The organism is Actinomadura sp. RB99, from assembly GCF_014706005.1.
Lineage (GTDB): Bacteria > Actinomycetota > Actinomycetes > Streptosporangiales > Streptosporangiaceae > Spirillospora.
The window spans coordinates 21,779-48,330 of sequence record NZ_JABMCA010000050.1 but is presented as its reverse complement, the minus strand read 5'-3'; the positions used below and the strand labels follow the sequence as shown (position 1 = coordinate 48,330).

31 protein-coding genes and 2 tRNA genes are annotated in these 26,552 nt (G+C 71.1%); 11 read left to right on the top strand and 22 right to left on the bottom strand.

The window, feature by feature from the left end:
* Positions 1 to 49: 49 nt before the first annotated feature.
* The 6 genes from amrb99_RS33945 to amrb99_RS33920 form a co-directional block, all read right to left on the bottom strand.
* Entirely contained in the window at positions 50 to 475 is a 426-nt protein-coding gene (locus amrb99_RS33945; RefSeq protein ID WP_190863936.1) for a MaoC family dehydratase, read from the bottom strand.
* Positions 475 to 912, bottom strand: coding sequence for a MaoC family dehydratase N-terminal domain-containing protein (locus amrb99_RS33940; protein ID WP_190863934.1), 438 nt, complete (start codon positions 910 to 912; stop codon positions 475 to 477). The genes amrb99_RS33945 and amrb99_RS33940 overlap by 1 nt, the downstream gene beginning before the upstream one ends.
* Before the next feature lie 390 nt (positions 913 to 1,302).
* The gene (rpmG, locus tag amrb99_RS33935; RefSeq protein WP_026404241.1) at positions 1,303 to 1,467 is read right to left on the bottom strand and encodes a 50S ribosomal protein L33; all 165 of its coding nucleotides are present in this window, start codon (positions 1,465 to 1,467) and stop codon (positions 1,303 to 1,305) included.
* 117 nt (positions 1,468 to 1,584) lie between these two features.
* Positions 1,585 to 1,658, bottom strand: a tRNA-Met gene (locus tag amrb99_RS33930).
* A 319-nt stretch (positions 1,659 to 1,977) separates the two neighbouring features.
* Positions 1,978 to 2,050, bottom strand: a tRNA-Thr gene (locus amrb99_RS33925).
* A gap of 92 nt (positions 2,051 to 2,142) precedes the next feature.
* Complete coding sequence (locus amrb99_RS33920) at positions 2,143 to 3,270, bottom strand: acyl-CoA dehydrogenase family protein (protein ID WP_190863932.1); 1,128 nt, start codon at positions 3,268 to 3,270, stop codon at positions 2,143 to 2,145.
* 66 nt (positions 3,271 to 3,336) lie between these two features.
* Here amrb99_RS33920 and amrb99_RS33915 point away from each other — a divergent pair, with 66 nt between their 5' ends.
* Positions 3,337 to 4,371, top strand: coding sequence for a hypothetical protein (locus amrb99_RS33915; RefSeq protein WP_190863930.1), 1,035 nt, complete (start codon positions 3,337 to 3,339; stop codon positions 4,369 to 4,371).
* A gap of 80 nt (positions 4,372 to 4,451) precedes the next feature.
* Here the strand turns inward: amrb99_RS33915 and amrb99_RS33910 are convergent, their stop codons facing one another.
* The 4 genes from amrb99_RS33910 to amrb99_RS33895 all read right to left on the bottom strand — a co-directional run bounded on the left by amrb99_RS33910 (position 4,452) and on the right by amrb99_RS33895 (position 7,834).
* Complete coding sequence (locus amrb99_RS33910) at positions 4,452 to 5,192, bottom strand: protein phosphatase 2C domain-containing protein (protein ID WP_190863928.1); 741 nt, start codon at positions 5,190 to 5,192, stop codon at positions 4,452 to 4,454.
* Positions 5,193 to 5,282: 90 nt separating this feature from the next.
* Entirely contained in the window at positions 5,283 to 6,980 is a 1,698-nt protein-coding gene (locus amrb99_RS33905) for a TerD family protein (protein ID WP_190863926.1), read from the bottom strand.
* Between the two features lie 111 nt (positions 6,981 to 7,091).
* Positions 7,092 to 7,457, bottom strand: a complete 366-nt coding sequence (locus tag amrb99_RS33900) for a hypothetical protein (protein WP_190863924.1) — start codon at positions 7,455 to 7,457, stop codon at positions 7,092 to 7,094.
* The gene (locus tag amrb99_RS33895) at positions 7,436 to 7,834 is read right to left on the bottom strand and encodes an ATP-binding protein (RefSeq protein WP_190863922.1); all 399 of its coding nucleotides are present in this window, start codon (positions 7,832 to 7,834) and stop codon (positions 7,436 to 7,438) included. Before amrb99_RS33895 ends, amrb99_RS33900 begins: the two co-directional genes overlap by 22 nt.
* A 205-nt stretch (positions 7,835 to 8,039) precedes the next feature.
* Here amrb99_RS33895 and amrb99_RS33890 point away from each other — a divergent pair, with 205 nt between their 5' ends.
* From amrb99_RS33890 to amrb99_RS33870, 5 genes are all read left to right on the top strand, one after another.
* A complete protein-coding gene (locus amrb99_RS33890) occupies positions 8,040 to 8,843 on the top strand; it encodes a helix-turn-helix transcriptional regulator (RefSeq protein ID WP_190863919.1) in 804 nt (267 codons plus the stop codon).
* Positions 8,834 to 9,019, top strand: coding sequence for a DUF397 domain-containing protein (locus amrb99_RS33885; protein ID WP_190863917.1), 186 nt, complete (start codon positions 8,834 to 8,836; stop codon positions 9,017 to 9,019). Before amrb99_RS33890 ends, amrb99_RS33885 begins: the two co-directional genes overlap by 10 nt.
* 42 nt (positions 9,020 to 9,061) lie before the next feature.
* Positions 9,062 to 9,553, top strand: a complete 492-nt coding sequence (locus tag amrb99_RS33880; protein WP_190863915.1) for a DUF397 domain-containing protein — start codon at positions 9,062 to 9,064, stop codon at positions 9,551 to 9,553.
* Positions 9,554 to 9,648: 95 nt separating this feature from the next.
* Positions 9,649 to 10,482 (top strand): SDR family NAD(P)-dependent oxidoreductase, encoded by an 834-nt coding sequence (locus amrb99_RS33875; protein WP_190863913.1) that lies wholly within the window; start codon positions 9,649 to 9,651, stop codon positions 10,480 to 10,482.
* Positions 10,483 to 10,562: 80 nt separating this feature from the next.
* Positions 10,563 to 10,988, top strand: coding sequence for a cupin domain-containing protein (locus tag amrb99_RS33870; RefSeq protein ID WP_241756183.1), 426 nt, complete (start codon positions 10,563 to 10,565; stop codon positions 10,986 to 10,988).
* On the opposite strand, the gene amrb99_RS33865 is transcribed toward amrb99_RS33870, so the two are convergent.
* Positions 10,985 to 11,398 carry a nuclear transport factor 2 family protein gene (locus amrb99_RS33865; protein ID WP_190863911.1) on the bottom strand — a complete coding sequence of 138 codons (414 nt, stop codon included), beginning with the start codon at positions 11,396 to 11,398 and terminating at the stop codon, positions 10,985 to 10,987. The two genes, amrb99_RS33870 and amrb99_RS33865, sit on opposite strands and share 4 nt — an antisense overlap.
* A gap of 89 nt (positions 11,399 to 11,487) precedes the next feature.
* On the bottom strand, positions 11,488 to 11,865 hold the full coding sequence (locus tag amrb99_RS33860) for a MerR family transcriptional regulator (protein WP_190863909.1): 378 nt from the start codon (positions 11,863 to 11,865) through the stop codon (positions 11,488 to 11,490).
* Between the two features lie 65 nt (positions 11,866 to 11,930).
* On the opposite strand from amrb99_RS33860, the gene amrb99_RS33855 reads away from it, so the two are divergent.
* Positions 11,931 to 13,151 carry an MFS transporter gene (locus tag amrb99_RS33855; protein WP_190863907.1) on the top strand — a complete coding sequence of 407 codons (1,221 nt, stop codon included), beginning with the start codon at positions 11,931 to 11,933 and terminating at the stop codon, positions 13,149 to 13,151.
* Positions 13,152 to 13,235: 84 nt separating this feature from the next.
* Here the strand turns inward: amrb99_RS33855 and amrb99_RS33850 are convergent, their stop codons facing one another.
* From amrb99_RS33850 to amrb99_RS33835, 4 genes are all read right to left on the bottom strand, one after another.
* Complete coding sequence (locus amrb99_RS33850) at positions 13,236 to 13,715, bottom strand: VOC family protein (RefSeq protein WP_190863905.1); 480 nt, start codon at positions 13,713 to 13,715, stop codon at positions 13,236 to 13,238.
* Positions 13,716 to 13,828: 113 nt separating this feature from the next.
* Complete coding sequence (locus amrb99_RS33845; protein ID WP_190863903.1) at positions 13,829 to 14,164, bottom strand: hypothetical protein; 336 nt, start codon at positions 14,162 to 14,164, stop codon at positions 13,829 to 13,831.
* A gap of 59 nt (positions 14,165 to 14,223) precedes the next feature.
* Positions 14,224 to 14,748, bottom strand: a complete 525-nt coding sequence (locus tag amrb99_RS33840) for a hypothetical protein (RefSeq protein WP_190863900.1) — start codon at positions 14,746 to 14,748, stop codon at positions 14,224 to 14,226.
* 152 nt (positions 14,749 to 14,900) lie between these two features.
* The gene (locus tag amrb99_RS33835; protein WP_190863897.1) at positions 14,901 to 17,219 is read right to left on the bottom strand and encodes an MMPL family transporter; all 2,319 of its coding nucleotides are present in this window, start codon (positions 17,217 to 17,219) and stop codon (positions 14,901 to 14,903) included.
* A 72-nt stretch (positions 17,220 to 17,291) separates the two neighbouring features.
* Here amrb99_RS33835 and amrb99_RS33830 point away from each other — a divergent pair, with 72 nt between their 5' ends.
* Complete coding sequence (locus amrb99_RS33830) at positions 17,292 to 17,927, top strand: TetR family transcriptional regulator (RefSeq protein WP_190863894.1); 636 nt, start codon at positions 17,292 to 17,294, stop codon at positions 17,925 to 17,927.
* 49 nt (positions 17,928 to 17,976) lie between these two features.
* On the opposite strand, the gene amrb99_RS33825 is transcribed toward amrb99_RS33830, so the two are convergent.
* The 4 genes from amrb99_RS33825 to amrb99_RS33810 form a co-directional block, all read right to left on the bottom strand.
* Complete coding sequence (locus amrb99_RS33825; RefSeq protein WP_190863892.1) at positions 17,977 to 18,711, bottom strand: alanyl-tRNA editing protein; 735 nt, start codon at positions 18,709 to 18,711, stop codon at positions 17,977 to 17,979.
* Between the two features lie 41 nt (positions 18,712 to 18,752).
* Positions 18,753 to 19,118 carry a DUF2516 family protein gene (locus amrb99_RS33820; RefSeq protein WP_194737415.1) on the bottom strand — a complete coding sequence of 122 codons (366 nt, stop codon included), beginning with the start codon at positions 19,116 to 19,118 and terminating at the stop codon, positions 18,753 to 18,755.
* 258 nt (positions 19,119 to 19,376) lie between these two features.
* Positions 19,377 to 19,847, bottom strand: coding sequence for a hypothetical protein (locus tag amrb99_RS33815; RefSeq protein ID WP_190863890.1), 471 nt, complete (start codon positions 19,845 to 19,847; stop codon positions 19,377 to 19,379).
* Complete coding sequence (locus amrb99_RS33810) at positions 19,844 to 20,251, bottom strand: helix-turn-helix transcriptional regulator (protein ID WP_151540435.1); 408 nt, start codon at positions 20,249 to 20,251, stop codon at positions 19,844 to 19,846. The genes amrb99_RS33815 and amrb99_RS33810 overlap by 4 nt, the downstream gene beginning before the upstream one ends.
* A gap of 1,044 nt (positions 20,252 to 21,295) precedes the next feature.
* Between amrb99_RS33810 and amrb99_RS33805 the strand changes: the two genes are divergently transcribed.
* Together amrb99_RS33805 and amrb99_RS33800 are read left to right on the top strand one after the other, a co-directional pair.
* Positions 21,296 to 22,831, top strand: coding sequence for a helix-turn-helix transcriptional regulator (locus amrb99_RS33805; protein WP_190863887.1), 1,536 nt, complete (start codon positions 21,296 to 21,298; stop codon positions 22,829 to 22,831).
* Between the two features lie 183 nt (positions 22,832 to 23,014).
* Entirely contained in the window at positions 23,015 to 23,251 is a 237-nt protein-coding gene (locus tag amrb99_RS33800; protein WP_190863884.1) for a DUF397 domain-containing protein, read from the top strand.
* Positions 23,252 to 23,328: 77 nt separating this feature from the next.
* Here the strand turns inward: amrb99_RS33800 and amrb99_RS33795 are convergent, their stop codons facing one another.
* Both amrb99_RS33795 and amrb99_RS33790 read right to left on the bottom strand, forming a co-directional pair.
* A complete protein-coding gene (locus amrb99_RS33795; RefSeq protein ID WP_190863882.1) occupies positions 23,329 to 23,625 on the bottom strand; it encodes a YiaA/YiaB family inner membrane protein in 297 nt (98 codons plus the stop codon).
* A gap of 106 nt (positions 23,626 to 23,731) precedes the next feature.
* Positions 23,732 to 24,691 carry a neutral zinc metallopeptidase gene (locus amrb99_RS33790; RefSeq protein WP_190863880.1) on the bottom strand — a complete coding sequence of 320 codons (960 nt, stop codon included), beginning with the start codon at positions 24,689 to 24,691 and terminating at the stop codon, positions 23,732 to 23,734.
* 42 nt (positions 24,692 to 24,733) lie between these two features.
* Between amrb99_RS33790 and amrb99_RS33785 the strand changes: the two genes are divergently transcribed.
* The gene (locus amrb99_RS33785; protein WP_190863878.1) at positions 24,734 to 26,500 is read left to right on the top strand and encodes a DUF2207 domain-containing protein; all 1,767 of its coding nucleotides are present in this window, start codon (positions 24,734 to 24,736) and stop codon (positions 26,498 to 26,500) included.
* Positions 26,501 to 26,552: the final 52 nt, after the last annotated feature.

The following is a 26,552-nucleotide window of genomic DNA, read 5'->3' as shown; positions in this document are numbered from 1 at the left end:
GCACGTCCGCACCGGCCGGACGCCCGGCCGGTGCGTGCCCCGGCGCGCCTCAGGCGAGCCGGACGACGGCCTTGGCGCGCGTGAGGACCTTCTGGTCGTTCGACCGGGCGGTGAGCGCCACGACGACCTTGTTGTCGTCGAGCTTCTCCTCCACCTTGCCGCTGATCTCCAGGGTCGCGCCGCCCTCGTCGGGCACCACGACCGGCGTTGAGAACCGTACCCCGTAGTCCACCACGGCGCCCGGATCGCCGACCCAGTCGGTGACGTACCGGCCGCCCTGCGCCATCGTGAACATGCCGTGCGCGATCACGTCCGGCAGCCCGACGGCCTTGGCGAAGCTCTCCCGCCAGTGGATCGGGTTGAAGTCGCCGGACGCGCCCGCGTACATCACCAGGTTCGCGCGGTCGACCGGGTAGGTCTGCGCGGGGATCTCGGTGCCGACCTCGACGTCTGCGTAGTTCACCTTCGCGGTCATCAGGCCCCCCGCTCCACGATCGTGTTGTAGGACTTGCAGATCAGCTCGCCCTCGACGGTCTTCACGTCCGTCTCGATGACCATCTTCTCGTTGTTGCCGATCGACCTGATCTCGGTGATCGTCGAGGTGCAGGTCACGACGTCGCCGGCGCGCATCGGGCGGGTGTACTCGAAGCGCTGCTCGCCGTGCACGACCATCGCGTAGTTGAGGTTGAGGTCCGGGTCCGCGAGACCGGCGTTGCCGAGCGACACCACGATCGGGAACGTCGGCGGGGCGATGACGTCGGGGTGGCCCGCCGCCTTCGCGGCCTCGCGGTCGCGGTAGATCGGGTTGTGGTCGCCGATGGCGTCCGCGAACTCGCGGATCTTCACGCGGGAGACCTCGTACGGGTCGGTGGGTGGGAAGCTTCGCCCGATGAAGTCGCGGTTGAGTGCCATGCAGTCCGTCCCTCCAGGTCCCGGCGGGGTCGCGCGGCGGCGTCGCCCTCGTCCGAGCACATTTGCAACGTCTCGACGGACCGTAACAGAATGACGTTCAGCCCGCCCCCGCGGGTCTCACTCGCGGGAAACGGGCTGTGTTTCTTGCGATCCCGGCTCAGGGTGCTCGCCTCGCGGCTCGCACCCTGACCGTGCTCGGGCGAGCGCGACCTCGCTTCGCGAGCTTCCCGGCGAGGCTCGCCTTCGGCGTCGCCTCGCCGGTCAGATAACGCGCTCGCGTGCCGGTTCAGGTGTGCAACGGACCTGCGATGACCGGTTCGCCCTGGCCGACGATTCTGCTGCCTTGCCTGCGGACGGCGCGGGCGTGGCCGCGTGCCGTCCGGACCCTGGTTAGCGGGTCTCCCGGTGCGGGCGGTGGGTCCGGCAGTTGGGGCAGTACTTCTTGATCTCGAGGCGGTCCGGGTCGTTGCGCCGGTTCTTCCGCGTGATGTAGTTGCGGTGCTTGCACTCCTGGCAGGCCAGCGTGATCTTCGGCCGTACGTCGGTGGCAGCCACGATGGAGTGCCTTTCTGAGCTAGGAACATGGACTACGCATCCCGGCCGCCCGTGGAAGGGCGGCCGGAGATTCGACCCAGCCCTGCTCACCCCCGCGGGGGTGAGAGAGATGGGTAGTAGCGAGGGCCGGACTTGAACCGGCGACACAGCGATTATGAGCCGCTTGCTCTGCCTGACTGAGCTACCCCGCCGCGCTGGTCGGTGTGGACCGGTTAGCAAGGATACCGGATGCTCACCTGACCTCGGAAACGCGAATTCCCGGACCGTGATCGGGGAATCGGTGTTCCGCGGCCCCGCGGGCCGAACCCCAGAGTACCCGGTGGATGTGGGTGACCTGGCGAACGCCCTGCTGGAACCGGTGGGACGGTATCACAGGGCCCCGTTCGGAGCGAATCGGTCCGCGCCCGCCCGTCCCGGCCCGCGCGGAGGTTCCCCCCGCGCGGGCGGACGGCGGCCCGGAACGACGAAGGCCGCCCTCCGACGTTCCGGATGGCGGCCGTGGTGCCGTTGAGCCCCTTTACGGAATCGAACCGTAGACCTTCTCCTTACCATGGAGACGCTCTGCCGACTGAGCTAAAGGGGCTTGCGTCGTTCGCGCAGGGAAAACGATACACGGACTCGGGACCGCGCGCGAACTGGATTGCCCGGGACTCCGCCGGCAGGCGTCTCCGCTGGTCAGCGCAGCAGGCTCCGGGCGATGACGAGCTGCTGGATCTGGCTGGTGCCCTCGTAGATGCGGAACAGGCGCACGTCGCGGAAGAACCGTTCGACGGAGACGCCGCGCATGTAGCCCATGCCGCCGAAGACCTGGACGCCGCGGTCGGCGACGCGTCCGACCATCTCGGAGCAGAAGTACTTGGCGCAGGACGGGCCGAGCTTGGTGTCCTCGCCGGCGTCGTAGGCGCGGGCGGCCTCCAGCACCATGGACCGTCCGGCGTACAGCTCGGCCTGGGAGTCGGCGATGAGGCCCTGGATGAGCTGGTACTCGCCGATGGCGCTGCCGCCCTGGCTGCGGTTCTTCGCGTACTCGACGGTGTCGTCCAGGATGCGCTGGGCGAGGCCGACGCAGAGGGCGGCGATGCTGAGGCGCCCGTGGGCGAGGGACGCCATGGCGGTGCGGAAGCCGGTGCCCTCGGGCCCGACCATCGCGGTCGCGGGGACGCGGACGCCGTCGAAGAACACCTCGGCGGTGTGGGCGCCGCGCTGGCCCATCTTCTGGTCGGCGGGGCCGACGCTGAGGCCCGGGGTGCCGCTCTCGACGAGGAAGGTGGAGATGCCGCGGGAGCCGGTGCCGCCGGTCCGGGCGAAGACCATGAAGACGTCGGCCTCGGGGGCGTTGGTGATGAACCGCTTGGCGCCGTCGATCACGTAGTCGTCGCCGTCGCGGACGGCGGCCGTGGACAGCGTGCTCGGGTCGGAGCCGGCCTCGGCCTCGGTGAGCGCGAACGCGCCGACGATCTCGCCGGACGCGAGGCGCGGCAGCCAGGCGGCCTTCTGCTCGTCGGTGCCGGAGTGCACCAGGACCTGCCCGGCGATGCCGTTGCTGGTGCCGAACATGGAGCGGAACGCGGGGCTGGTGTAGCCGAGCTCGAAGACGAGCCGGACCTCCTCGCTCAGCGACAGGCCGAGCCCGCCGTACTCCTCGGGCAGGGCGTATCCGAACAGGCCCATGTCCCGGGACGTCCGCCGCAGCGGCTCCGGGATCTCGTCGGTCTCCTCGATCTCCTCCTCGCGGGGGACGACCTCGTCGCGGACGAAGCTGCGGACGGCCTTGAGCACGTCGGCGAAATCCTGTGGCTCCATGCCGACATTCTAGAATCAGATTCCACAATGTTCGCGCGGCGCCCCGGCTGTGCCAGGGTGATCTTCATGAGTGCGGCGTTCAACCAGATCGTCGACGAGATCGTCCGTGCGGCGCTCGTCGAGGACCGGTCCTTCGGTGACCTCCTCCCCCGGCTGATGCGGGAGGCGCAGGCGGTGCCCGTCGCCGCGAAGGCGGCGGCGCTGCCCCGGATGGCGGAGGGCATCCGCGAGGCGCCGGTGAACCTCGGCGGGTGGCTCGCGGTCGTGTCCGGCGCCTGGATCGAGGACGGCGCCGACCCCGACCCGGTCGGCCCCGCCGTCGTCCACCGGCTCACCGAGGCGACCGCGGCGGCCCTCGCGTTCGGCAACGCCTGGACGGAGGCGACCGGCGGCAAACCGCCCGACATGGAGGAGGAGCAGCCCTCCCAGCAGGTCTTCGACACCGTCCGGCCGGTGCTCGGCGACGGCACCGTGACCGCGATGATGTCGTGGTTCGCGCTGCCGCAGTTCGCGATGGCGTCCAGCACCGTCCTGCAGACGTCCCCGGCCACCCGGACCGGCCTGGACGACCGCGACTTCCGCGCGTTCGCCGCCGGAAAGGCCGCCGAGTACCTGCCGCACATGGACCACGTCCAGGCGCTGCTGCGGGTGCTGGACGGCGAGCGGATCCTCGTCCTGGACCGCGCCACCCGGCACGGCTGGACGGTCACCATCGGCGGCATCGGCGACAACTTCCAGCTGCACATGCTGCTCGGCGGCGCCCTCATCGGGCGTCCCGGCTGCATGCCCGGCACCCCGCCGCCGGCCGAGATCGTCGCGTCCTTCCTGGACGCGGACGTCCCGCCGGGCCCGCCGATCGCCTCCAGCCCGTGGAACCTCGTCGACGCCCACGGCGAGTGGATCTACAACGAGGGCGTGCCCGCCGACATCCCGGCCGTCAACGGCACCCGCGTCGTCGTCCTGGACCCGCCGTCCTACGAGCGCACCTTCCCGGCGGGACGCCGGTTCCCGCGCATGCCCGCGACCCTGCGCGTCGACGGCATGCACCTGCCGGACGACCTCGCGGGCTGGTGGTCGCACATCGCCCCGGCGACCCGCTGACCCGGCGGGCCGCTGACCAGCCGGGCCGCTGACCCGGCGGGCCGCTTGACCCGGCGGGCCGCTGACCCGCTGATCGCGGCCTAGAAGCGGACGAGGACGGCGGTCGCGTCGTCGTGGCGTTTGCCCCGCGCGACCGCCTCCTCCGCCTCCTCCGCGGCCCGGGTCCGCCGGACCAGTTCGCGCGGGCCCTCGTCGTCCAGCACGCGCAGCAGGCCGTCCCAGTCCAGCAGGCCGAACCGCTCCACCAGCCGGGACGCGCCGTCGCTCAGCACCGCCGCCCGCCGCAGCCCCGCGGCGGGCACCTCGCCGGTCAGCCCCTCGTACGCCGCCTCCGGCTTCGTGCTCGCCACCCAGAACCCGCCCGGGCTGTTGCGCGCCTTCCGGACCGCGTCCAGGGTGTAGCTCGGCAGCCGGTCGACGCGGTCGTCCCGGACCACCCGGACCTCCCCCACGTCCAGCACGATCGGCGAGTCCGCCAGCACGAACCACTCCACCGCGCCGCCGCGCCGCCGCAGCAGCGACACCGTCGCGGACGGGCTGTCCGGGTTCGCCAGGTCGCACGTGCCGGTGTGCGCCTCCCCGGTCACCTTGATCGCCTCGGCGACCAGGTCCGGCAGCGGCTTGCCGTCCTCCAGCGCCATCCGCGCCGCGATCTGCCCGCCGAGCCGCCGCACCAGCCACGCCGGGTCGTGCACGCAGCCGCTGTCCACCCCCGGCGGCGCCGTCGCCCCGTCCAGCAGCACGACCCACCCGGGCCCCGCCGCGACGAAGTCCTCGTTCGGCCGCCCCGGCGTCGCCTCGCTCGCATAACTCACCTGCACGAAGCCAGGTCTACCCGTTCGAACCCGACATGCCCGAAACGTCCACGAAACCCTCACCCTCCGTCCCGTGAACCTTGCCCTGAGCAGGGATCACTCGTCGACGGCGACGCCGAATCCGCGCGCCAGCTCCGCGAGCCCGAACTCGTGCCCCTGGCCGACCACCCGCAGCCGCCAGACGTCGCCGCGCCGGTAGAGCTCCGCGAGCAGCATCGTCCGCTCGCTCGTCCCCGCGTCGAGCGTCGCCTGGACGAACGCGCTCTCCGCGTCGTCCGGGCCCACCACCAGTTCGACGGCGCCGAGGTCGCCGAACGTCGCGTCGCCGTCGATCGCGGCCGCGACGGTGACCGTCCGCACGGCCTCCGGCAGCGCCGCGAGGTCCACGACGACCTGCTGCTCGGCCGGGCCGTCCGCCACCAGCCGCACCGCCCCGTCCGGCGTCTCCGCCGCGTTGTAGAAGACGAAGTCCTCGTCGCCGGACACCTGGCCGTCCTCGTCCAGCGCGAACGCCACCACGTCCACTTCGCAGGACGCGTGCCGCACCCAGGACGCCTCGACCGTCCACCGCCCGCCGCGAGGCAGGTCGACGGCCCCGCCGCGCGGCAGGACCCGCGGCCCTGCCCGCACCGGCCCGCGCTCGGGCGCCTCCAGCCAGCCCTCCTCGTGCACCGGGAGCTCCAGCTCGGCCACCCGTTCCATGCGGCGGTCGCCCCCGTCGAGGGCCACCACGTCGGTGACGCTCGCCGAAAGGTTGATCGCCGCCGCCCCTCCCAGTTCCACGACCCGTCCCCGCGCCTGGGACGCCTTCGGGTGGGTGCCGCCGAGCACGAGCACCCGCCGCCCGTCCAGCGGCCGCGCGGCCTCGGCCTTCGGAACCGGCGCCCTGACCACGGACTGCGTTTCACCGTGCGGTGCCCCCGGCCGCACGTCGTCGAGCAGCCGCAGGAAGGTGCGCTCGTCGATGACGGGCACACCGTTCTCCCGCGCCTTGCGGGCCTTGGCCGTCGCGGAAGAACCGTCATTGGTCACGAGCACGCTGGTGAAACGGCTGACCGACGTCATGACGTTCAACCCGGCGGCCACCGCCCGCGCGACGAGTTCCTCGCGCGGAACATCCGTCTCGCCGGTGATGGCGATTTTCATGCCCTGGACGAGCGGCGCCCCTCCTTCGAGACGCCCCGGGCACCTGAAGGAGCAGCGGACCTTCGGCGCGGACGGCCGGAAGACCCCGTTCTGCTTGGGCGGACACGTCACCAGCGGCAGCCGGACCCCCAGCCGCGCCGCCTCGTCGAGCGACCCCCGCAGCACCCCGGCGAGCGCCCGGACGTCCTCCCTCGCATCGTGCGCCCGCCCCATCCGCACGCCGTAATGCGCGGCCAGGGTGGCGAGCTTCAGATCGGACGTCGCCGGAGCCAGGCGCCGGTTGAGGGCGAGCGTGCACAACCTCGACTCGACCGGAAGGCTCTTGCCCGCCCGCAGGAACTCCTGAGCGAGGAATCCGTAGTCGAACGGCGCGTTGTGCGCCACGAGAACCCGCCCTTTGAGCATTTCCGCGACCCGCTCGGCGACGTCACCGAACTTCGGCGACCCCTTCAGCCGATCGGCCGTCAGCCCATGAATGTGCACCGGCCCCGGATCGCATCCGGGATCGAGCAGCGTCGAGAACTCCTCCCCCGGCCTCCCGTCCTTTCCGACCGTCGCCACGGCAATGGAGAGCACCCTGTGCTGGACGGCCCGGAACCCGGACGTCTCCACGTCCACCAACGCCCACTCCTGGGAAGACACGACCATGGCGAAACGCTAGGCATGCCCGGCCGCCGATCCGTCCCCTTGCCCACAACCGGTCACGAAACCCGGGGAAAACCCGGCCCCGAAAGCGGCAATTCAGGCCGAGACCTCCGATCACCAGGTGGACGGGAACATGCGGTGTTTCAGGACGGCGTCGACCCGCGCGGCCGCCGCTTCCGCGTCACCGCAGCGCGCGAGGAAGCGACGCCCACCGCCCACGTCCTCGAAGTAGCCCCACGCCCCGCCGGACGTGGCGTGGACACCGACCGCCACCCGCACGTGCCGGTGCCCGCGCCCGAACGCGAACACCCACAGCAGCAGCGGCCGGGCCGGCAGTTCCTCGGCGCGGTAGAGCTTCACGAACCGGTAGCCCTTCGCGAGGACGGCGACGGCGAGCAGATCGAGATGATGCGTCGCGGCGGCGCGACGCCCGGTGCGCCGCCGCAGGACGCACGGCCTCAAGGCGCGTAGGCCGCCCATATGACCTTCCCCTCCTCGACGAGCGGCCGGACGCCCCAGTCCTGCACGAGCTGCGCCAGCATCAGCAGCCCTCGCCCGCTTGTCGCCTCGTAGTTCTCCGGACGGACTTCGGGCGTGCCCGCGCCCTGGTCCCAGACCTCGATCCGCACGAGCCCGTCCCGCACGTCCGGCAGGACGCGAACGACGATGTGCCCGAACCCGACGTGCTTGTAGCTGTTGGTCACCAGCTCGGTAACCACGACACGTCCCACGTAGGTCTCCGCGATCCCCAGTTCTTCGAACCGCTCCACGAGGAAGCGGCGTGCCTGGCCCGGCGCCTGATCGGTCGGCGCGAGCACGAGAGCCGGTGACTCCGGCGTGAATGCTGCTGGCTCCATCGGTGTACGCCCTTCGAGCGCGAACGTCGGCGACCTCGGACGGCCCACACCACGAATCGGCAGATCCCGCCCTAAATCACTCTCTGTTATCGAACGAACACCATGAGGCCACAGAAACTCGTACGATGACAGGCGACTTCAAGAACACTCTCAATCGGGTTGCTTTTACTAGCACCTCGATTGCTCCCCCCTAAGGAAGATCGTCATGGCCTCCACCATCGAAAACAGGATGCGCACCCCGGAACTCCAGTCGTTCGGCGCCGAGGTCAGGAGATTGCGCGAAGCCGCGGGACTCAAGCAGGCCGAACTCGGCGCCCTGACGAACGTCACTCGCGCGTACATCGGCCACGTCGAACTCGGCAAGACCCGATGCCGCCTCGACTTCGCTACGCGCCTGGACAACGCCCTCCAGGCCGACGGGGACATCATCCGGGCGTGGCACGAGTTGCTGGAGAAGATGAAGTCCATCAAGTACGCCGCGTACTTCGTCAACTTCCCGAAGGCCGAGTCAACGGCCAACCTCATCCGCGTCTACGAGACCCACATTGTCAACGGCCTGTTCCAGACGGAGGCATACACAAAGGTCATCATCAAGGACCCAGACATGCTTACAACGCGTTTGAACAGGCAAGCACATGTCCTAGCCGAACCCACTCCCAGAATCTTCGTGGTGCTGGAGGAAAGCGTCCTCTACAGGGAGATCGGTTCACCAGAAATCATGCGAGATCAACTCCAATATCTGGTCGAGTTGTCAGAGCGAGACGGCATCCGAATTCAGGTACTCCCGACCGTATACGTGGAGGAGGCGCGAGCGGCCTTCGCCATCGCCACGCAAACAGATCGTAGCGATGCCGCGTACATCGTCACCGCGACGGAGGGCATGACCAGCGCAAATCCCACCGATCTTGCCAACCTCAACGAGGCATTCGCTAGTCTGCAGTCAGAGGCGCTCAATGTGAGAGACACCCGAGCGCTGATCAGAAGGGTGATTGACGAGAGATGGACCTGAGCAAAGCAGTGTGGCGCAAGGCTTCGCGTAGCACAGCACAGGGAGACAACTGCGTTGAGGTCACGGGAGTGCCGAACATCGTGGCCCTCCGTGACAGCAAGGACCCCAGCGGCCCCAAAATCATCGTGAGCCGCAGCGACTTCCGACACCTGGCCGAGACCCTCAAAAACATCTAGCCTGCAGGTAGAGCCTTCTCCCGCATTGGCGAGGTGTTGGAATTGGGTGACGTCGCCTGGCGCAGATCCTCTTACAGCAGCGAGCAAGGTGATAACTGCATCGAACTCGCCTCCTTCCCGAGGTCCGCGCTGACCTGGCGCAAAGCGCGCCGCAGCAATGAGTCAGGCGACGCTTGCCTCGAACTCGCAGTGGTGCCGAAGTCCGAGCTGGTCTGGCGCAAGACGCGGCGAAGCAACGAGTCAGGAGACGACTGCGTCGAGGTCGCGTCCGTATCGGTCGCTGAGAACGCCTGGCGCAAGACGTCCCGTAGTCATGACGATGGAGACGCCTGCGTCGAACTGGCCGCAGTGTCGGGCTCCGAGTCAGGCTGGCGGAAGGCGTCGCGGAGCACTGTGCAGAACGACAACTGCGTTGAGGTGGCGGACGGGACGGGTGTCGTGGCGGTTCGGGACAGCAAGGACCCGGACGGCCCGATGCTCGTCCTCAGCCGCGGCGAGTTCCGGCACCTCACGGACGCCATCAAGCACCTCTAGCCCCCCACGACTCGACGCATGACGGCGGTGGTCCCCTCGGGATAGACCGGGCCTTGGGAACCGATCGGTGCCTGGCTGGGGCAGAGTATGCGGCTATGGGTCGTATCTCTGTTGTCACGGGGGCCAACCAGGGACTCGGGTTCGCTCTCGCCGAGGGGCTGGCGCGAGGTCTCGCCGCCGAGGACGTCGTCTACCTGACGGGCCGCGACGCCGGAAGGATCGAGGCGGCCGCGGCACGCATCGCCGCGCCGGTCGCCGAAGTCCGCACTCGCGTGCTGGACGTGACCGAGGACGCGGCGGTGGCCGCGTTCGCCGACGAGGTGCGGGAGCGGCACGGCGGGGTGGACATCGTGTTCTCCAACGCCGCGGCGCGGCTGACCCCGGACACGCCATGGGCTGAGCTGGTGGGGCCGTTCGTGGACACCAACAATCTCGGCACCACGCGCATGCTGCGCTCGTTCTCCCCCATCCTGCGGCCCGGTGGCCGGCTGCTGGTGGTGGCCAGCGACTTCGGCACCCTGCGCAACCTCCCCGCGAGCCTGCACGGACGGTTCGACACCGAGATGATGTCGCTCGATGACGTCGACGCCGCCATGCTGGCCTGGCGGGACGCGGTGACCGCCGGTACGGCCGCCGCCGAGGGCTGGCCCGACTGGATCAACATCCCGTCCAAGGTGGGGCAGGTCGCCGCCGTGCGGGTGCTGGCCCGCGAGCGCCGCGAGCGGGACGAGGTCGACGGCACGCTCGTCGCGGCGGTGTGCCCCGGACTGGTGGACACTGCGGCGTCGCGGCCCTGGTTCGAGAACATGGCCGAGGCCCAGACGCCCGAAGACGCCGCTGCCGCCCTGCTCCGCCTGGCTCTCGGACCGGTCCGTCCGGAAACCTACGGTGAGCTCGTGCAGTTCGGCGAGGTCCGCCCCTGGCGGTGAGGTCCCGCCGCAGAGCTTGATGACGCGAGCTCCCATTCGTCCAAGACTCGGGTGGGGTGGGGTGATTAGCGTCCGGGGGCATGACGACGAACCCGGACGGGCGGCTTCCCGTTCATCGGGCGCCCGGCGAGGGGCGCCACTACGCCATGGGGCGCATCAACGCGGTGTTCAAGGCGGACGGCCCGGAGACAGCCGACCGCTACTCGATCTCAGAGTGGTGGCTCGAACCGCACACCACGGGGCCTGGGGCGCACCACCATCCGGAGGACGACGTCTTCTACGTCCTCGACGGCACGATGACCTTCCTCATTGGGGACCGCTGGATCGACGCCCCGAAAGGCTCGTTCGTGCTGGCCCCCGGCGGCACGCCCCACGACTTCCAGAACCGCACCGGCGAGCGGGCCGGGGCGCTCAACATCTCCGTCCCCGGAGCGTTCGAGCCGCGGATGCCGGGCATCGTGGAGTGGTTCCTCCAGAACCCGCCCGGCGATCCGGCGGACGTCTAGTTCTCGCGGGTCCAGGCGGGCGTGATCCGCACCTCGCTGAGGCGCCAGCCCGCTGGGGTCCGCACCGCGGTGCAGTCCTGCCGCAGGCCGCCCGTGAAGTGGGGCGCCCGGCCGTCTCGGTAGTAGTACACGATCGAGTTGGACGAGGCGGCCGCCTGGTCGCCGTCGAGGTCCACCAGCAGGTCGGTGGTCGTGTGCTGGGTGCGCTGCCCCTCGACCTCGCCCTGCCGCATGAAGTCGACGACCTTGTCCAGGCCGCGGAGTTCGCCGCCGCGCGGCGAGTGCACCGCCACGTCGTCGGTGAAGACGGTGCCGGCGTCGTCCCAGCGCCCCTCGTCGAGCAGGCGGGCGAAGCGGGTGAACAGGTCGGTGATCTCGATGCGGTCGGCGGTCGGCGCGCTGGTGGGCATGGCGTCCTCATTTCATTGGCACGGCCAACATTGGTAACACCAACTATATGCCCATTCGTTGGCCGTGCCAACAGTAGGCGGACGGACGCTCAGGCGACGTCCGCGCGGGCATGCGCGCGGACCTCGCCGAGGTAGTCGGCGATCGCGTCGCGGTTGCGGGCGAGGCACTCGATCCGCCGGGTCATGCGGTCGAGCTCGGCCTCCAGGGTCGCGAGCATCTCCGGTGTGGCGTCGGAGAAGACGATGTTCCGCGGCTTGTCGAGGCACGGCAGGATCTGCTTGATGATGCGGGTCGGCAGTCCCGCGTCCAGCAGCCCGCGGACCTGGAGAACGCGGTCCACGGTCTGCTCGTCGTAGTCGCGGTAGCCGTTCGCGCAGCGCTGCGAGACGATGAGGCCCTGCTCCTCGTAGTAGCGCAGGAGCCGCCGGGAGACGCCGGTCACTTCCGAGAGCCGACCGATGCGCATATGATCCACCTCACGCGGTGCCGGGTTGACCTTCACATGGATGTGAAGGTTTGACGATACCCGGCATGTCGACCGAGAGCATCGACCGGCCCGCCGATGCGCGGGTGCCGGTCCGCGAAGAGAAGCTTCCGATGGCCGCGCTGGCGGCCCTGGCCACCGCCGTCTTCATCACCAGCCTCACCGAGACGCTCCCCGCCGGGGTCCTGCCCGCCATGAGCGACGGCCTCCACGTCAGCGAGTCCGCGGCGGGCCAGGCGGTGACGGTCTACGCCGCCGGCACCGCCCTCACCGCCATCCCGCTGACCGCCGCCACCGCCGGATGGCGGCGCAAGCGGCTGCTCCTGGCGTCCATGGCCGGGTTCGCCGCGGCCAACACCGTCACCGCCGTGTCGTCCGACTACGCGCTGACCCTGATCGCCCGGTTCGTCGCCGGGGTGGCCGCCGGGCTCGCGTGGGCCCTCCTCGCCGGCTACGCCCGCCGCCTCGCACCGGCCCGCCTCCAGGGCAAGGCGGTCGCCGTCGCCATGTCCGGCATCCCGGTCGCCCTGTCCCTGGGCGTTCCGGCGGGCACCTTCGTCGGCGGGGCGCTCGGCTGGCGGTCGCCCTTCCTGATCATGACGGGCCTCACCGCCGTCCTGCTCGGCTGGATCGTCGCGACCGTCCCCGACCACCCGGGGCAGCCCTCGCAGGAGCGGCCCGGGATGCTGCGGGCGCTGACCGTCCCGGGCGTCGCGCCGGTCCTGTTCGTGACGCTCGTCTTCGTCCTGGCCCACACCATCCTCTACGCCTACATCGCCGCGTTCCTGAAGCATGTCGGCATGGGCGGCTCGACCGACCTGGTCCTGCTGGCGTTCGGGATCGCCTCGCTGGTGAGCATCTGGTTCACCGGGGCCCGCATCGACCGGCGCCTGCGCGCCCTCGCCGTCGCCAGCGTCCTGCTGGTCGGCGCGGCGGCGGGCGTGCTCGCCGTCCCCGCCCACGACGAGGCGCTCGTCTACCTGGCGGCGCTGCTGTGGGGCCTCGGCTGGGGAGGCGTCCCCACCCTGCTCCAGACGGCCGCCGCCGACGCCGGAGGCAGCGCCGCCGACGCCGCCCAGGCCATGCTGGTCACCCTGTGGAACGTCGCGATGGCCGCGGGCGGGATCGCCGGCGGGGTCCTGCTCGACGCGCTCGGCACGGCGTCCCTCCCCTGGAGCGTCCTGCTGCTCCTGGTCCCGGCCTTCGCCGCCGTCGCGGGCGCCCGCGTCCACGGCTTCCCGGCCGTCCGGCCGCGCGCGTCCGAGTGAGGACGCCATGGGCGCGGGCGACCCCGCCCGCGCCCCCGGCGCGCGGTTCGGCGCGCGGTTCGGCGCGCGGTTCGGCGCCGGTGCTCAGGACTTGCCGTCGAAGGCGTCCTGCAGCGCCTGGACGTCCAGCTTCTTCATGGCGAGCATCGCCTTGGTCGCCCTGGCCGCGCCCTCCTGGTCCGGCGAGACGATCATCTCGTGCAGCGCCCGCGAGTCGATCTGCCAGGACAGCCCGAACCTGTCCTTCAGCCACCCGCAGGGGCCCTCCTCGCCGCCGGCCGCGGTGAGGGTGCTCCACAGCTCGTCGATCTCCTCCTGCGAGTCGCAGGTGACGTGGACGGACACCGCCTCGTCGAAGGTGAACTGCGGGCCGCCGTTGAGGCCGATGAACTGCTGCCCGTCCAGCTCGAACATCACGATCATGACCGAGCCCGGCTCGCCCGGGCCGGCCTCGCCGTACGGCACGACGCCGGTGATCCGCGAGTTCTTCACGACGGACGTGTAGAACCGCGCCGCCTCCTCGGCCTGGCCGTCGAACCACAGGCAGGTGCTGACTTTCCCCATGTCCCCGCTCCTGACGGTCGTGGGTGGTCACTACCCAGGCAGACCGTCCCCATCCCCGGAACTCATCGCCGCCCTGCGGACCGGCGCCGGCGGATGCTCGCCGGCCGCCCGTCTCACCAGTCCCGCCACCGGTCGGTGAGCGCGGACGGGTCGAAGTTCTGGCGGCGGGCCAGCGCCTCGACGTCGACGCCGGCGGCCGTGACCGCGTGGTCGATGTAGTCGCAGAGTTCTTCGCGGTCGACGGTGTCGAAGCCGCCGCCGTCGGTGCCGTCGACCTCGTTCAGCGCGACGACCACGTGCTCGACGGCGGCCATGACGGCCTGGTCGGAGGTGACGTCCAGGGTGCCCAGCTCGGTCTCGAACGCGTGCAGCGCCTGGTCGACCCACTCCAGGAACGCGTCGGAATGGACGCCGAGCGGCCGCCAGCTCTCGGTGGGGCGGGAGATCATGCCGGAACGGTAGCGACCACCTCCGACAGCGCGCCCGCCCGGACCGGGCCGCGCGGGCGTCAGGCCGGGGAGCCGTACGGGCTGCTCATCAGGGCGAGGACGGCGGCGAGGATCGCCACGGAGAGGACGGCGACGATCCAGGCCACCGCCAGCCGGTCCGGCTTGTCCTTGGCGTTGGGCTGCTGCTCCCGGGTGCCGGACTTCTCCCTGGTGGCGGGCTGCTCCCGGGCGTCGGGCTGCTCGCCGGTGTCGGGGCGCTCCCTTTGCGCGAGGTACGCCCTGAGCATCCGGCCGCGCACGGGGAAGATCGCGATCGGGATGGCGGCGAACGCGACGCTGAACAGGAACAGCATCGGCGACGACGGCCCGGGGCGGAGCAGGCTCGTCGCCAGGACGCCCGCGGCGACCAGCGGCGTCCGCACGTAGAACGCCCGCTTGCCGCGGCCGCTCCGCCCGGCCCACTCGGCGCGCACGTCGTCCGGAATGTCCAGCCCGGCGGGCAGGGCGCGGATGCCCAGCATGAAGAACGCCGTCGCGGCGATCGCGATCACCCACCAGCCGGGCTCGGGGATCGAAAACAGCATGTCGTCTCGTCTTCTGCCGTCGCGGTCGGCGACGGGTGCGGAGGGGCGGATCCGGACGCGCACGGCCCTCCGGTGGGAACGGTCCGTGCGATTCGCCCGGTCAGACCTTGATTATCCCGTATTGATCACGGCGCGGGACGGCCGCCCGGCGGTCACGGGATGGCTTCGAGTTCGAGCTGTTCGGCGACGGGCGCAGGGGCCGGGGCGGGCGGGGGCGGCGGGACGGGACGGCCCCGGCCGGGCCACCACCAGTTCGCGTGCCCGAGCAGGCTCATCAGCGCGGGCACCAGGACGAGCCGGACGACCGTGGCGTCCACGGCGACGGCGACGGCGAGGCCGAGCGCCATCATCTTGACGGTCGGGTCCGGCTGCGGGACGAACCCGGCGAACACGAAGATCATGATGAGCGCGGCGGAGGTGATCAGCCGGGCGGTGGCGCCGATGCCGATCACCACGCTCTCGTGCGGGTCGCCGGACCGCTCGTACTCCTCCTTGATCCGGGACAGCAGGAACACCTCGTAGTCCATGGACAGCCCGAAGATCAGCGCGAACATGAACAGCGGCACGAACGACATGATCGGGATGGCCTGGTCGACGCCGAGGAGGTGGACGCCCCAGCCCCACTGGAACACGGCGGTGACGACGCCGAACGAGGCGCCGATCGACAGCAGGTTCATCAGCGCGGCCTTGATCGGCACGACGATCGAGCGGAACGCGATGACCAGGAGCAGCAGCGCGACGCCGACGACGGCGATCACGACGGTCCGCATCCGGGACCCGACGGTGTCGGCGAGGTCGATGATCGCGGGGTTCTCGCCGCCGAGGTAGGCCTTCGCGCCGGGGTGCGCGTCGCGGACGGCGGGGATCGCGGTGTCGCGGAGCCGGTGGACGAGGTCGGTGGTCGACTGCTCGTGCGGGGCGTCGCGGGGGACGACCAGCAGCGTCGCGGTGGTGCCGATGACGACGGGCTCGCCGACGGACACCACGCCCGGCACCGCGGAGATGCGCTGCCGGAGCTCCTGGGCGATGAGCGTGGCCTGCTTGTCGGGCTTCTTGCTGAGGTCGGGGGCGCCCTTCACGGCCGGCGCGGCGGGCGCGGAGGAGGCGGGCGGCTCCGTGGCCGGGCCGGTGAGGCCGCCGAGGCCCTGGGGGCCCTTCACGACGGGCGGCTTGCGCTTGGCGGTCCGTTCCGGGCCGGGCGCCTCCGCGACGACGACGAACGGGCTGTAGTGGCCGGCGCCGAACTCCCGCGCGACGATGTCGTACGCCTGCCGCGCCTCCAGTTTCTTCGACGACATGCTGTCGGCCATCACGCCGAACCGCAGGCTGAGGGTCGGCACGGCGAGGGCGAGCAGGACGAGGGTCGCGACGATCGCGTACGGCCAGGCGTGCCGGTCGACGTGCCGGCCCCAGGCCGTCCAGCGGGCGGACGAGCGGTCGGGCCGGACGCGCGGCAGCCGGTACCGGTCGATGCGGGGGCCGAGCGCGCCGAGCACGGCGGGCAGCAGGGTCAGCGACGCCGCCACCATGATCGCCACGGCGACGGCGGTGGCGAGCCCGATCCGGCCGATGAACCCGACGCCGGACAGGAACAGCCCGCAGATCGCGAACACGACCGTCCCGCCGGCGAACACGACGGCGTGGCCGGAGTGCGCCATGGCGCGCCCGACGGCGGTCTCGGTGTCGTCGCCCTCGGCGAGTTGCTGCCGGTAGCGGGTGACGATGAACAGCGCGTAGTCGATGCCGGCGCCGATGCCGAGCATCGCGGCGACCTCCGGCGCGGTCGGCGCGACCTGGAAGAGCGACGCGGAGAAGTGGATCAGCGAGTAGGCGACGGCGAGCCCGCACAGCGACACGATGATCGGGATGCCGGCGGCGAGGAACGACCCGAACGCGAGGAGCAGCACCAGCACCGCCAGGAAGAGCCCGGCGCCCTCCTGCGGGCCGGTCTTCGGCTGGTTGAGGAGCATCGCGGCGATGCCGCCGAACTTGACGTCCAGCCCGGTCATCCGGGCGGGCTCGACGGCCTCGCGGAGGCGGCCGAGGTCGGCGGCGGTCAGGTCGCTCATCGTGCCCTTGAAGTTGAGCTGGACGACGACGGCCTTGTCGTCCTTGAGCCCGCCCATGCCGGAGGCGTACGGGTTCTGCACGAACGCGACCCGGTCGAGCCTGCCGATGTTCTCGATCGACTGGCCGATGGTGAGGGCGACGCGCCAGTCCGCCGGGCTCGCCTCCGGCGTCTGCGCGAACACGACCGTCGCGGTGGGCCCGGTCTGCGCCGGGAAGTCCCGGGCGAGGGTGTCGATCGCCTGCTGGGTCTCGGTGCCGGGCAGGCTGCTCTGCTGGACGAACATGCCGCCGTGCATGAGGCCGAGGACGCCGGCGCCGAGCATCAGCGCGAACCAGAGCTCGAAGACGGCGCGCCGCCGGCGCACGCACAAACGCCCCAGAGCGTCCAGGAAACGGGCCATGCTCGCAGAAGAGCATGTCTCCGTGCATATTTGCAATAGATGCAACTTTGCAGTCATGGTAACGTCCGTCACATGGACGAGCGGACCGGCCTGCGCGAGCGCAAGAAGCGCCGCACCCGGCACGCCATCGCGACCGCCGCGCTGCGGCTGTTCGCCGAGCGCGGCTACGAGGAGACGACGATCGCCGACATCGCCGCCGCCGCCGACATCGCGCCCCGCACGTTCTTCGGCTACTTCCCGAGCAAGGAGGACGTCGTCTTCGCCGAGGTCGACGACCGGCTCGCGGAGGTCGCCGAACGCCTCGCCGACCGCATCCCCGGCGAGTCCCCCATCCAGACGATCCGGCGCGGCGTCGTCGACGTCCTGGAGGCGATCGTCAGCGAGCACGGCGAGTACGGCGCCGTGCAGGTTTCGCTGGTCCTCGAACGCCCTGGCCTGCAGGCGCGCGCGCTACAGCGCCTCACCGACACCCAGGAGAAGATCGAGGGCCTCCTCCACGATCTCTGCCCCGACATAGACGAGATCGACGCCGCCGCCGCGGCGGGCATCGCCGTCGGCGGTATGCAGGCCGTCGTGGTGCACTGCCGCCGCCACGGCTACGACCCGCTGTCGATGCGGACGGCCCTGGACCGCGCCGTCACCATCATCGAGAACGGCCTGGTCACCGTCGACGCGCTGAACCGGCCCTGGGACGAGCCGTCCCCCTAGAACGTCGGGCACCCCGAGCGGAGGCGCCCGCTCCCGGTGCCCGGCCCCGTCAGTCCTCGATCCTGATGCGCAGGCGGCGGAAGCCGCGCCCCTTGTTCTCCACCTTCGCCACCGTGATCCGGCCGATCTGCCGCGTCGAGCCGACGTGCGTGCCGCCGTCCGCCTGCGTGTCGAGCCCGACGATGTCGACGATCCGGACGTCCTGGACCTCCGGCGGGACCAGGTTCGTCGCCGTCCGGATGATGTCGGGGATCTCGAACGCCTCGTCGCGCGGCAGCGTCCGGACGTCGATGCGCCGGTCCGCCTCGATCTCCTTGTTGCAGGCGTCCTCGACGGTCTGCTTGAACCCCGGCGGCACCTCGCGCAGATCGAAGTCCATCCGCGCGGTCAGCGGCTCCATGTTGCCGCCCGTCACGAGGCAGCCGTAGTCGCGGAACACCACCCCGCACAGCAGGTGCAGCCCCGAATGGGTGCGCATGAGCGCGGTGCGGCGCGCGTCCTCGACCGCGCCGCGCACCACCGTGCCGACCGGCGGGACCGGGTCGTCCTCCACCGGGATCAGCACCAGGTCGTCGCCCTTGCGGACGCCCGCGATCCGCGTCTGCACGCCCTGCCACAGCAGGACGCCGTGGTCCGGCGGCTGCCCGCCGCCGCCCGGATAGAACGCCGAGCGGTCCAGGACGATCCCGTCCGGACCCGCGTCCAGGACGACGGCCTCCCACTCGCGCAGCGCCTGGTCGTCCAGTTCCAGCCGGGTCGTCCGCCCCAGGGTCTCCGTGCTCATGCGATCACCCTAGAACCCCCGCCGCAGCGCGCGCGGCCGGTTCACCAGGGGCCGTACGGGCCCATGTTCGTGCTGCCGCGCCCGCCGCCGCGCTTCTTGAACGGGGCGACGGCCGGCCGGACGTCGGCCAGGTAGACGGCCCCCGCGATGAACGCGGCGACCGGCAGGATGTTCAGCAGCAGAGCGATCGGGTGCACGCCGAGCGCGTAGGGCACGGCCGCGTACGCGCCGCCGACCACCGCCGCGACGATCAGGATGATCATCCACAGCTTCTTGCTCTGCTTGCTCGCCGCCGCGTACGCGCCCTGCGGCACGGTCAGCGCGTCGATCAGCGCCCAGGCCTCCATCACGAACGCGATGATCAGCAGCAGCCAGAAGAAGTAGTCCAGCACACTGAAGTCCGCCATCGGTGATCAGCACTCCCGCTCGTCTCGGACGGCGACCCTCGCGTCGCGCACCTTGCGTCCCAACCCTATGCGGCCCGTCCAGCCCCGGCCCGGAACCACGGTCGACGGGGCCGGATCCCGTCCGCCGGCCCCTGATCCGCGAGCCCGCGACCGCGCCCGGCGGGCCTCCTGGCCGGGTCCCGTTCACAGTGAAAGACGTCAGGGCCCGCCCGGGTGTTCCCGGACGGGCCCTGAAACCGCTGCTCAGGCGGGTGCGCCTCAGGCGCCGCTCTTCTTGGCGGAGCGGGCCTGCGGGGCCTTCTTCGGCTGCGCGGTGCGCGCCTTCGGCGCGGGCTCGGCGTCCGCCTCGGCGATCGCGGCGACCTCGGCGGCCTCGCGGTGCACGACGCGCTTGCCGCGCTCGGTCAGCTCGTCGATGAACTCGACGGTGCGGGTGCCGACGTGGGTCACGTACGCGACCGCGGCGCCCGGCAGGTCCTTGGCGTCGACGCGCTCCTGCACGCGGCCGACCTCGTCGCGGTAGCGGTCCACGGTCTTGCGGACCTCACCGCGGTAGCGCTCGACGGTCTCGCGGACCTCGCCCTGGTACTTGGACGCGGCCTCGCGGGCCCTGCCCTGGTACCGCGTCACCTGCTCGGGGACCTCGCGGAGCTTCTCCACCGCGAAGTCGCCGGCGCCGGCCACGGCGTAGACGGCCTTGTTCTCACGGAGACTGCTGGCCAGCGTCATCCGACCTCTTCCTTTCCATCCTGCTCTGGGGTGTCGTGCCCGGCTTCTCCGAACACGCCTGCGGCTTCGTTCTCCTTGCGGAACGACTCGTAGATGTCGAGCAGCACCTGCTTCTGGCGCTCCGTGAGGAGGAGGTCGGCCCGGACGGCGGCCTGCACGTCGGTGTCGGCCTCGCGCTCCTCCAGGATTCCGGCCTGCACGTACAGCGCCTCGGCGGAGATCCGCAGCCCCTTGGCGATCTGCTGCAGGATCTCGGCGCTCGGCTTGCGCAGCCCGCGCTCGATCTGGCTCAGGTACGGGTTGGAGATGCCCGAGACGTCCGCGAGCTGGCGCAGCGAGATCTTCGCCCGCGTCCGCTGCTCCCGGATGTACTCCCCGATCGAGCCGACCTTCGAACTTGCCATGTCTCCACCCTGCGTCATCGTGCTTGCTATTGCAAGCACATCAGCTAGCACTCGGCCGTGAGTCCCCTCACAGTCACGCACACCGGCATCCGCGCCGCGCACCCGGGGGTGCACGCGCCCGCGGACGGCCGCACGAGGGGAGGACTGCGCCAAGTGGGCGGCCGCGCGAGAACCCGGCGAACCCATCCACCCGCGCCGATCGACACCCGCCCGGTAACGCTCCCGGAAATGCCGCCCGCCGCACACCGGCCCCACCGCGGGACATCACACCCGGGATGGTCGTTAAAAGGACACCGGGTTCACGAGGAATGAGTAGGGGCCCCTTGCGGCAACAAGGGACCCCTGATGCCAATCGCCGTTCCGAGTCGAATAATGGATGCGTCGATTGGGGTACCCGGCACGACGCTCGTCTGACACGCCCGTCCACCGGGAGAGCTCAAGAAAAGTACGCCGGAGCGTTGTCCACAACCTTCGAGCGCACAGGCCTTTAGGCGACCACGGCTCCGACCAGCGAGTGCTTCGACTCTCCGCGGTTGTCCCGGTTTTTCGGCGGCCCATGATCGTCCACCTGTGCACTTCCTGACAAGGCGATTGACATTGGTCGTTGCGGACAACGGGCGCTTGACAGCCGGCTCGAGCCTCGCGGATAGTCATCGAGTTGACCAATCACAGCACGCGCCGGGCGGGCGGATAGTAGTTTGCCTGCCGGAAAACAATGACGACGAGAGACGCGTCCCGCGGTTCCCCTTCACGGCAATGATGGGGATCGATCCTGCGGCCTCTTATCGGAAGATCGCCGAACCGAGTCGAATTCTGTTCAAAGATGCGAGAGGCAAGGGTACCGTGCACGACTTCCCGCTGGCTAGGCGGACCACGCTGGTGAGGACGGCCGACGCGCCGCCGCCACCGGCGGTGCGCCGTTAACCGGGCGCGGCGATGCCGCGACCCGAGACTCCTCTGGATCCATCGGCCGGCCCCGTCGCCGCATTCGCCCAAGCCCTGCGCCGGTTGAGGGCCGAGGCCGGTGGTCCCAGTTACCGGACCATGGAGGCCGTCTGCCATTGCGGGCGCACGGCGCTCGCCAAGGCCGCGTCCGGGCGGTGGTTCCCGACCTGGGAGGTGACACGGGCGTACGTCGAGGCATGCGGCGGCGACGTCGAGGGGTGGCGCCGGCAATGGCGATCGACGGCCGCCCTGCTGGACGGGGAAGGCCGGGCGGCCGGTGATCCCGTCCCCGCCAGAGAGCTGACCAGCCCTACCACCGCCGAGCGGCGGGCGGCGGTCCCGTCACCGCAGGTCGACGATCCCCTCCAGGCCACGACACCGGACGAGTTGGTGGGCATGCTCCGGCGGCTGTGTCGCCGGGCTGGGCTCGAACCGCACCGGCTGCCACAACTCTCCAGCGAGGCGACGGGCACCGACGCCTACGCCGTCCTGGCGGGGGCGCAGATGTCCGGCCTGTTCTATGGGCTCCGCGAGCCGCGGCCGCACGAGGTGCTGCGGATCGTGGAACTCTGCAGGGCCGACGCCGGTGAGATGCGCCTATGGGCCATAGCTTGCGATCGCCTGCTGCGCGGCCCTGGTCCCCGGCGGACCGCCCGAGCGAGGATCGATCAACGGAGCGCGTACGGCAGGGCGAAGGGCGTCGCGCCGAAACCCGCCGGTGCCACCTTCCCCGAACGCGTTCTGTTGGGGATGGTGCTGCACCGCCTCCGCGAAGCGCGCGACCTTTCCAAGCGGGAGGCCGGCAGCGCGATCGGCGCCTCCCCTTCCAAGATCAGCCGTATGGAGCTCGGACGGGTGGGCCTCAGGGAGCAGGATGTGATCGCGCTGCTCACCCTGTACGGGGTCGAGGACGGGCCACTGACCGGCTCACTGCTCGAACTGACGCGCGGGGCCACGTCACCCGGCCGGGTAGAGCAGGACGACGACGAACCCGCCGCCTGGCTACGCGCCTATTCGGGGCTCGAGGAGTCCTCCTCGCTGATCCGGACGTGCGGGATCCCCTTCGTTCCCGGCCTCCTGCAGACGGAGGCGTACGCCCGTACCGTCACGGCTCAAGGCGGCCCACACCTGTCGGCGCACGACGTCGACGAGCTCGTCCGCCTGCGGATGGCGCGGCAGCGGCGGTTCAGCGCGAACGGCGAACGCAGATTGTGGGCCATCGTGGACGAAAAGGCGTTGCGTCGGCCGGTGGGTTCTCGGCGCGTATGGCGTGAGCAGATCGCCCACCTGATTGGCATGAGTACGTGGCCGAACGTGACTTTGCAGGTACTACCAGCGGGATCGCGGCCCCGCCGGGCGACTCGCGGCCAGATCACCATGCTCCGCTTCAGCGACAGGGCCCTGCCGGACGTCATGTGCCGCGAAGGGCTGGCAGGAATCAACTACCTGACTGAACCGTCGGATGTCATCGCGCATATGGACGCGTTGAACACGCTCGGGATCCTTGCACACCGGCCGGAGAGAAGCCTGGAGATCCTCACCGAGATTCTCCAGGACCCGACACCGGAGGCCCCCGGCTGGTTCACCGGCCGCCCGACGCTGCCGCCGCCCGGCAGCGACCGGAAAGCGCGGTGAGGATGTCCGTTTCACGCGCGCGAGCACCGCCCCTCGGATCGGCTCGGCAAACGCGACAAGCCCCCACACCCAGAGAGATGCGGGGGCCTGCCGCGGGCGGCGTCCTGATTGCGGCAGGACGCCGCCCACCGTGGCGAGCAGGCCCGGCCAGACGAAGGCATCGACTAGAAAGGCACTACTCGTATGGGCAGCGTACCTGCGATTCCCGGAGGGATTTCGGACACGCTCGAATGGCGTAAGAGCCGCTTCTCGCGGGACGGCAACGAATGCGTCGAGGTGTGCCGTCCGGCCGGCGGGCTGGTCGCGTTCCGCGACAGCAAGGCCCCCGGCGCCGGCGTCCTCGTCATCAGCAGCGACGAGGGCCGTGCGCTGATGGCGCGGATCCGGGACGGGGCGTTCGGCCCGTCCGCGCGCCGCTGACCGGGGACGTCCATGCGTCCGGCCTCCGCGCGCCGCGCGGAGGCCGGAACCGGCCATGCGGCCCGGGGGGCGCCGGGTCACGCGGACGGGGTGGCGAAGGGGTCGTGCTCGGCGAGCAGCTTGTCGAGCCGCGCCTGGTCGACGCGGCTGGTGACCGCCTGGCTCTCCTGGCGGTCCCGGACGCACTTGGCCAGGGTGAACGTCGAGGTGATCACGTACAGCAGGCCGACCGCCAGGAACGCCCGGACCCACGCGCTCACCGGCAGGTAGACCACGCCGGCGGCGACGGCGACGCTGGAGACCACGAACGAGATCGCGGCCTGGACGAAGAACGCGGTGCTGCCCGCCTGCGCGGGCGGTGTGGAGTTCGTCATGGCCCGAGTCTGCGGCGGCGCGGCGCGGCGGGCATGAGTACCGGGGCTCAATTACCCATGAGTAGCCCGCGCCCGGCCCACACGGGCCGGCGGGCGGGGCCGGAGGTCAGCTGACGTCGGAGGGCGGGACCGTCCAGGTGTTGCAGACCGACAGGTCGCGGCCCTTGAAGCCGGCGATCACCCAGCCCGCGTAGTGCCGTCCGGACCCGTGGTCGCGCTGGTCGGGCGGCAGCCGCTCGTCGCCGCGCCCCCGCACGTCGATGATCATCGCGGTGTACTGGGCCTGCGTCATCGGCAGCGTCGCCCGCTCCGAGCTGAGGAACGTCCCGGCGAAGCACTGCGCCTGCAGCTCGATGCGGCGGCTCGCCTCCGTCCGGGTCGCGGTGTCGCCCTTCTCCATCTCGGCGTCGCCGTACAGCAGGATGCCCGCCCGGTCCTGGACGTGGTGGCCGTACTCGTGCGCGATGACCCGCGCGAACACCGCGTAGTGCGACAGCGGCTCGCCGCCGGACGTCTCCACCACGTTCGTCAGACCCACGTACATCGTGTTGTTCGCCGGGCAGTAGAACGCGGACGCGCCCGGCGCCGGGTAGCTGCCGCACGGGCTCGACCCCGGCGTCTGCCAGAAGACCCGGTTCGGCGTGTCGAACCGTATCCCGGCCTTCTTGAACTGCTTGCTCCACGACGCGTCCAGGCAGTCGCTCAGGACGTTCATGAACCGGCGCATGGACGCCGGGCCCGGCACGAGCCGGGGCAGGACGCACCGCACCGGCGTCAGCGCACCCGTCGCGTACAGCTTGTTGTCGGTCGCCGTGCTGCGCGACGCCGTCCGCGGCGCGGCGGAACGGACGTGGGTGCCGATGCCGCCCTCGCCGCCGAACAGCGAGAAGCCGAGGATGCCGAGGACGACGAACGCCGTCAGCCCGCCGAAGATCCCCGCGATCGTCCCGCCGGCGCTGCGGCGCGGCGGCCTGCGCGCCGGGACGTACCGGTACTGCGGCGGCGGGCCGTAGGCAGGCGGACCGTACGGAGGCGCCGGCCGAGGCGGGGGGTAGTGACCTGCCATAGCGAAGAATCATCGCACGCATAGCCGATACCATTTGCGGCCATGTCTGCTCTTGCGGCGTTGTGTCGTTTGCGACCGGTGGTGCTCGCGCTGGCGGCCGGTTCCCTCCTCCCCCTGGCGACCGGCGTATCCGCGGCGGCGGCGGACGTGCGTTCCGCGGCCGCGCCCGGGCGGGCCGCCGGGGCCGAGCGGGTGCTGAAGGACGACGTGGCCCTGGCCCCCGGCAAAGGCGGCGTGATCCGGGTCAAGGAGACGATCGTCTACCAGTTCGCGGGGCGTTCCCGGCTGCAGCGGACGTTCCCGACGCGCAGCCACGAGAGCATCACCCAGGACCGCGTCTACGAGATCGGCTCCCTGCGCGCCACCAGCCCGGACGGCGGCCCGACCCGCGTCTCCACGTCCGCCGGCGACACCGACACCACGGTCAAGGTGACCGGAAGCGGCAAGCTGACCGGCGCGCACACCGTCGTCCTCGAATACGACCTGCGCGGCGCCATCGACCAGCTCGGCTCCGCCGAGGAGCTGCGCTGGCCCGCCGCGGGCGGCTGGAAGGTCCCCGTCGACGCGGCCACCGCGACCGTCGACGCCACCGCCATGATCCGCAGCGTCAACTGCTTCGCCGGACCGCTGAAGAGCACCATCGGCTGCACGCAGTACTACACCAACCACGCCCACACGCAGGGCGTCTACAGCCAGCGCGAGATGCTGCCCGGCGAGTACCTCACCGTCGTCGCCGGGCTCCCGCCCGGCACCACCGGCGGCCGCGCGATCTACGAGCGGCGGCACACCGTCGCGACCGCGTTCTCCGTCAACGCGGTCACCGGCGGCGTCCTGCTCGGCCTGCTGGTGCTGCTCGGCGGCGGCGTCGCCGCGCTGTACCTGCTGCGCGGGCGCGACGCCCGCGTCGTCGGCAAGCACGCCTCCGTGGGCGACCAGGCGCCGGTCGTCGGCGCCGAGTTCGAGCCGCCGAACGGGGTGCGGCCCGGCCAGATCGGCACCCTGATCGACGAGCAGGCCGACGTCATCGACGTGACCGCGACGATCGTGGACCTCGCCGTCCGCGGCTACCTGCTCATCGAGGAGGAGGACCGGGCCCGCACCGGCCGCCTCGACTGGACGCTGCGCCGCCTCGGCCGGCCCCCCGTCGACCTGCTCCCCTACGAGCGGATCCTGCTGGACGCGCTGATGACCGGCCGGGACGGCGCGCCCCGCGACGCGGTGAAGCTGTCCGAGCTCGGCGGCACGTTCGCCACGAAGCTCGCGCAGGTGCGCGCCGCGATGTACGACGACGTGGTGAAGCAGGGCTGGTTCGCGCGGCGGCCCGACACCGTCCGGTCCCGGTGGACCGTGTTCGGCATCGCGCTGACCGTCCTCGGCATCGCCGCGACCGTCGCGCTCGCCCTCACCACCGAGTGGGCGCTCGCGGGCCTCGCGCTGATCATCGCGGGCGCCGCCCTCGCCTACGGCGGCCAGTACATGCCCGCCAAGACCGCGCGCGGCTCCACCGTCCTCGCGCACACGATCGGCTTCCGCGCGTTCCTGGAGCGCGGCGCGATCCCGGACGGCGAGGCCGTCGCGTCCCAGCAGCGCATCGCGCTGTTCTCCCGCTTCCTGCCGTACGCGGTCGTCTTCGACGTCGTCGGCAAGTGGGCCGAGACGGTCAAGGACGCCGGCGAGCGCGCCGAGGGAGCCGACAACCTCTACTGGTACGAGGGTCCCGCCGAGTGGGACCTGTCCAACTTCGCCGAGTCGATGCGCACCTTCACCCTCGCGACGTCCGGCTCGATCTCCCAGTCCCGCGGCCTCTGACCTGGCGGAACCGTCCCAGGCCCGTCTCGGCCGGGGACGGATCGGGCACGGA